Below are 6,271 nucleotides of genomic sequence, written 5' to 3'. Positions count from 1 at the left end.
ATAATAGACTTGGGAGCCAGCTGGCATAAAATCGTCAGTTGCTTTTCATCAAGAACATCGGCAAATAGCTTTTCATCATTTATTTCCGGGTACAATTGCGACTGCCCGGTTTGCAAAACCTTCCCCACAATAGTAGTTACTTCCTTGAGCGACTTAAAAATATTGCCGTCCAAAGAACCGAATAACGAAGCATTCAGATTCACTGAGTAACTCGTCTGCAATCCCTGCAAAGAAGCCATTTTAGATTGGTCTATATGAGACAAAGCCACCCGATGCAGAGTAGGAGAAACCTGCATCGACGCTGCTGTCATATTTTCCCCAGATCCGGTATTAAGCGCCGCCACATTTAAAGCTGTGCCTAATACTCCTGCATCTAGGACATCAATAACGCACCAATCGGCAATTTGAGGCACAGCGAGCTCCGCCAAATTTGACCACGTAACATCGCACTCCAAAGAAAGAGAGAGAATAGTACTCGCATCAGCCAGAAAGCGTTGTGAGTCTTCAGCCCGCTTGCGATCGGTAATATCGCGGGCCACGCTCAACACATATTCTGGGGAACCGTCTTGGGCTAATTCTGGAACAAGACGCGCTTGATAGTATCTCGTCTGACCGTGGGGTGCTGGGTAATCAAATTCAATTACCTGTTGTAGACCGGTTGCGAACGCATCGCGCAAACCCTTTTGCCACTTCAGTTTCATTTCCCCTGGCAATTCCAACTCCCAGAGAGTCTTGCCAATGATACTTTGAGGCATTGTACCGGTTGCTCTTTCCAAAGCGGGACTGACGTAGATTAAACGACTTTGTTTGTCATACCGAGCGATAATGTCCGGCGCATTTTCCACCAAAGCTTTGAATTCTTGTTCGCGACGGTATAAAGCCTCCTCCGCTTGCTTACGTTCGACCGCAAAAGCAACGTTGCTGGCGATCGTTTGTGCTAGTTGAATTTCCTGTCCGGTAAACTCATGCGGCACGTTGTAGTAAAGCATGAATTTACCGATCAGCTTTTCTTGAGCTATTAGAGGAATAAATGCTAGAGAACGAATCCCTTCATTAAGAATTGTAGATTTTAGATTTGAGATTTCCGATTTCACTTTTTCCCTGAAATCAGCAATTTCAAATCTAAAATCTGCAATGGTTGATGTTTCCACATCGGCAATGCAAATCGGCTGCGGATTATTGGTTTCCGAAGTCCACGGCGAATGTCCTTCTACACTGCGCCGATACTCTTCCGAAAGTTTGCACCAAGCTTTAAAACGCATCACTCCATCTGCATCGAACAGAAGTACAGAAGTGCGATCGGCTTTCAGGGCGCGTTGTAAACCTTTTAAGGCTACTTGATAGAGTTCTTCCAATCCCGCCGCACGACTGACCGCTTCCGTAATTTGGTAAATAGTTTCCAGTTCCTCAAAGCGGCGGCGTAACTGTTCCTCGGCTAGCTTCGTCAAAGTGATATCGTTAATAATACCTGCCATCCGTATCGGTCTGCCTTGCCGATCGCGTTGTGCTTTCCCTCGCGTCATGCAGTAGCGATATTCCCCGGAAAAATGGCGCAGGCGAAATTCCAGATCGAATTCAGCGTTGTAACAAAGATGACGGACGAGCGCTGCTTTTACTTTCCCTCTATCTTCCGGATGAATCAGTTCCGAGAATGACTCCCAAGTGCTAGCAACATCTTCACTTTCTCCGCCCAATTCAGAACCAGATAAACCGATAATTTCAACTAGGCGATCGTTCCAATAAATTTCGTTTTTATTAATATCCCAATCCCAAATAGCCTCGGAAGAACCTTCCAATACTAAACGATAACGTTCTTCGCTGATTTTGAGCTTCTGTTCGATTAGTTCTGCATCTCTTTCCACTCGATAGATGCGAATCGCATTGCGTAAGCTTCTCGATAGAGATTCGGCAGAAAGTTTTGCCTTGGCAAGATAATCAGATGCTCCTGCTTTCATCATTTCCACAGCAATTTGCTCATCTCCCTGACCGGTCAAAACCACTATGGGCATCTTGAAACCGGCAGAACGCAATTGCGTCAGCAGTGTCAATCCGTCTATATCTGGTAAGCGATAATCTAGAAAAACGCAATCAAAACCGATCTGCTTTAAAACTGCGATCGCATCAGTACAGTTATCCGCTTCTCGAACTTCGATCTCTTCACCGCTAGCCTTGAGCGCTCGGCGAACCGCCATCCGATCCACCAGATCGTCATCGACTACAAGTATTTTCAATTTCTCTGACATATCTTATCCTTTGTTAAAATCATTAGTCATTTGTCACTTTCTAATTGCTAATTGCTAATTTTTAATTAACCATTAGCCATTAGCTATTAGCTATTAGATATTGACTAATAACTAATGACTAACTAAGGCATTTCGTTCAGCGTCCAATACTTGTTAACCGCTGCCATAACCTCCACAAATTTAGAGAAAGTAACGGGTTTAACAATATACCCCGCTACATTCAGCCTATAAGCATCTACTTTATCTTTTGCCTCATTGGAAGTCGTCAGCACTATGACAGGGATTTTACCCAATTCCGAGTCGGCCCGTAATTCTCGCAAAAATTCAATCCCTCCCATTTTGGGCATATTCAAATCGAGTAATATCAGTCGCCGCGTCGGAGGTACGATCGCTGGTTTGTCATTATCCCGCAACATTGCCAGCGCTTCCAACCCGTTGGCCGCTACGTAGAGTCTGTTCGTGATGTTATTTTTCTGTAATGCTCGTTGTACTGTCATTACATCCACATCATCATCATCCACGAGTAAAAGGTTGGTCACTTTTTCCTCCATCTCTCACCACTCCACTTCACCGCCAACTAAAAAGAAAAAAAGGGTTAGGGAAAGTCACTCAGTCAAAAAATCCTCCTCTTCCCTCTTCCGTCTTCCCTCTCCCCTTTTCCCTCTTCCCTAGCCCCTAATCCCTAACCCCTAGCCCCTAGATTTTGGCCAAGTAAAGCGAAACGTAGCTCCCATACCTTGCCGAGATTCTAACGAAATCCTCCCCCCTTTATCTTCTACGATTTTCTTGACTAGAGATAACCCAATCCCTGTACTTTCAACTCGATCGCGGGGAACCAAAGTTTGAAAAATAACAAACACCTTCTCATGGTATTGGGGAGCAATACCTGGGCCGTCATCTCGAACGGCAAACTCGTATAAATCCTCTTGACAAAGTACCGAAATTTGTATATGTCCATCTGGCCGATCGTGATGCGCGATCGCATTACCGATCAGATTGGCAAATACCTGTTCCAGAAGCAAACGCTCAGTCTTCAGGATGGGCATTCCCGGCTCTACGGTAATCGTAAACCTGGTCGGGGGTGCCAGAGATTCGATGATGTTTTGCAGCAAAATGCTCACATCCACAACTTCCTCAGCCGTTTTAACCCTTCCCACGCGAGAATACTCCAGAATTCCTTCAATTAAAGCTTCCATCCGGTGAACGCGCCCACGCAGCAGGTTCATTTGATGTCTGGTTTCGTCTGTTAGCCGATCTTGCAAATCTTCTTCTAACCATTGAGACAGGTTTGCGATCGCCCGCAAAGGAGCTTTCAAATCGTGAGAGACTATATAACCAAATTGGTCGAGTTCCCGATTGCGCTTTTCCAAATCTGCGTTAGTTTTAGCCAGGACAGAACTTAACCGACTCAGTTCCTCAGCTCGATCGCGCATAGCATCTTCTGCTGATTTTCGCTCCGTAATATCCATACAAGACCCGATATAACCAGCAAAACTACCTTCTGGCATAAATCTTGGCCTTCCCGTATCCAAAATCCACCGATATTTGTTTGACTTGTGGCGGAGACGGTATTCCATCTCAAAAGGCTCACGGACATGAAAAGCTTTTGTGTAGGTATCTAAGCAGCGCTCAAGATCCTCTGGATGGACGCCCCCTATCCAACCGTTGCCTACTTCTTCCTCTAGGCTTTTGCCAACAAAAGTAAGCCAAGCTTGATTGAAAAAGGTACGCAGACCATCTGTTCCCGACACCCACAACAGCACCGCAGCACAATCCGCCATCGTGCGGAACCTTTCCTCGCTCTCCCGCAAAGCCGCCTGCGCTGACTGGGACTCCCGGTAGAGGCGAGCGTTGTCTACAGCTAAAGCAGCGCGACAAGCAAGATCCTCTGCCAACGCTAAGTCAGAAGTGTTGTAGTGACGACCCGACTCAATACCGGAATTCGATACAGTCGAAACGAAAGTAATTGCCCCCAGCGTCCGCCCACGAGCGATCATCGGCACTACCATCGCTGACTTAAAACCGATTTCTCGTATGATAGCCAAATGTTCCGCATCGCGAGCAACAGCAACTAGCAAAGAATCGCGTACTTCCGGATACAGCTCGGATTTACCCGATCGCAACACATTCGGAACACCATACTCAGAGTTGGGATCGTGCGGGTAGCGCTTCTGCAACTCTTGCGCCCACTCTACCTTTGACGGGTCTATGTGGGCTACTGCCAACCGCCGGATCTTGCCGAATACTGACCTAACATTCCCCTCTGCCCCTGAGTTTTGGCTCTCCTCACCGTAGATGGAGAGGGGTTGGGGGTGGGGTTCCCCTCTGCCTTCTTCCTCTAATACATCAATGGCGCACCAGTCAGCAACGGTTGGCACTGCCAGATGTACTACGCGCTCAAGTATAGTTTGATAATCAAGGGAACTGGCTAATTCCTTGCTTGCTTGGGAGAGAAAACGCTCGGTTTGTTCCGTTTGCTTCTGAGATTCTATATCGGTAGCCGTACCTACCCACAGGACAAGTTCGCCTTGTTGGTTTCGGATCGGCATAGCCCTGCCCAAGTGCCAACGATAGGTGCCGTCCGATCGTCTGAAGCGATACTCCATTTCGCAGGGATAGCCTGTCTCTAGCGCTTTTCTCCAATCCGCCAAACACTTTTGGCGATCGTCTGGATGTACGACTGACTGCCACTTCCAGTCTTTAGTCTCCTCAATGCTTTTTCCTGTATAATCAAGCCACCGCTGATTGAAGTAATCCACGTCACCATTGCAGTGGGCTGTCCAAACTATCAGCGGCATAGCATCGGCTAGGTTGCGATCGGGTTCTTCTCCCAATCGCAATGTTAATTGTTCTTCCATCTGCTCATTCCTCCTTGTGCTTGCTGGCGATCGTATAGAAAACGCGCTCTCATTCTTAGGGAAAACCTGCTCAAAAAAGCCTGCGCCTTACTTAAAATGGATCGGTATATACCCTGAATTTTGGTGGCGGCGTGGGTAGTCTTTATACAAATGAGCAACTATTTGCTGTCAAAGAAGCTGCCCACATCGGCGAAGCTGGGCAATTTTGAGTAACTTTGATGAAGCCCAACCGTCGAAGGCTGAGAACGTCTCCTTTCCCGGCTGGTGGGACGACAATATTTTTACACCGCTCCCTCAGCCAACTGCGATCGGAAAAGTGTTAGCCTTTTCCCAAAGCCAACAGTTTTCAAATCTAGATCGACGCTTGCGGCGGAATGGATTTGAGGGTGACGAACTTGCAGTCCCCAACAAACGATATCGCACGTTTTCTCCAACTTCCTCGGTGGTGTTGAGTAAAGCAACAGCAACGAGATGTCAAGGACAATTGCGATAAAAAATCTCCAAACCTTACTTAGCTGGTAGGGCGGCTTAAAAATATTGCCGCCCCACGAACCGGATCGTGATTATGCTTGGAGCTAACCCGCTATACTCATACCAGTGGCATTTGAGATCGGTGGTTGATAGGGCATCTGCAATCTGTCCGCGTAAGGGCAATTCTAAGCATCAGACTGTAATGCAGAGTTCTCGACGAGTGCGAGTAACCAAACGCATTCAATCGCTGGTTGACTAAATGACTTTTAACCAGGAGCCTATTGACAGCCTTACGCAAAGGAGGGCAACTTTTAGATTGTGTCTGGTTGGGAAGGTAACGCATCATTTAAAATCCTATTCATTACACCCAAACCACGATTGGTTTGGCAGCAGCATAGCTATTGCCTGCCGACAATGGCTTAGGATGGGAAAAACGATCTTTATAGTTTGAATCTATCGAGATGTAAAAAATCCCTTCCCCTACCGATAGGTGTAGTTTACCTGAACCCCTGGAAACATTTGTTGTTGGTTAGTTTTGGTTAAAGTGAGAAAATTTAGAAAACGGGAACGTTGACAATGAAAGAAATTCGCGTTGCCCTCATTAGAGATCTCCAACATATAAACTAAACTGCGATCGCCAATGGTAAAATAGAGTTTTACCTTCCCCAAAATGAGTCAACTGAGAGAGTACATAGAGAA

4 protein-coding genes are annotated in these 6,271 nt (G+C 46.6%); 1 reads left to right on the top strand and 3 read right to left on the bottom strand.

The genetic code is table 11. The features are described from left to right. From H6S82_RS14360 to H6S82_RS14350, 3 genes are all read right to left on the bottom strand, one after another. The coding region (locus H6S82_RS14360) for a PAS domain S-box protein (RefSeq protein WP_191056343.1) at nucleotides 1-2,243 on the bottom strand (2,243 nt) is incomplete at its 3' end. A gap of 122 nt (nucleotides 2,244-2,365) precedes the next feature. Further along, on the bottom strand, nucleotides 2,366-2,794 hold the full coding sequence (locus H6S82_RS14355; RefSeq protein ID WP_190461418.1) for a response regulator: 429 nt from the start codon (nucleotides 2,792-2,794) through the stop codon (nucleotides 2,366-2,368). Between the two features lie 138 nt (nucleotides 2,795-2,932). Beyond that, a complete protein-coding gene (locus H6S82_RS14350; RefSeq protein WP_190461419.1) occupies nucleotides 2,933-5,101 on the bottom strand; it encodes a PAS domain-containing protein in 2,169 nt (722 codons plus the stop codon). A 205-nt stretch (nucleotides 5,102-5,306) separates the two neighbouring features. Here H6S82_RS14350 and H6S82_RS14345 point away from each other — a divergent pair, with 205 nt between their 5' ends. Beyond that, entirely contained in the window at nucleotides 5,307-5,594 is a 288-nt protein-coding gene (locus H6S82_RS14345; RefSeq protein ID WP_190461422.1) for a hypothetical protein, read from the top strand. Nucleotides 5,595-6,271 lie beyond the last annotated feature (677 nt).

It is taken from the genome of Planktothrix sp. FACHB-1355 (assembly GCF_014748295.1).
Lineage (GTDB): Bacteria > Cyanobacteriota > Cyanobacteriia > Cyanobacteriales > Aerosakkonemataceae > Aerosakkonema > Aerosakkonema funiforme_A.
The sequence above is the reverse complement of the archived record's forward strand: the minus strand, read 5'-3'. Positions and strand labels throughout refer to the sequence as shown.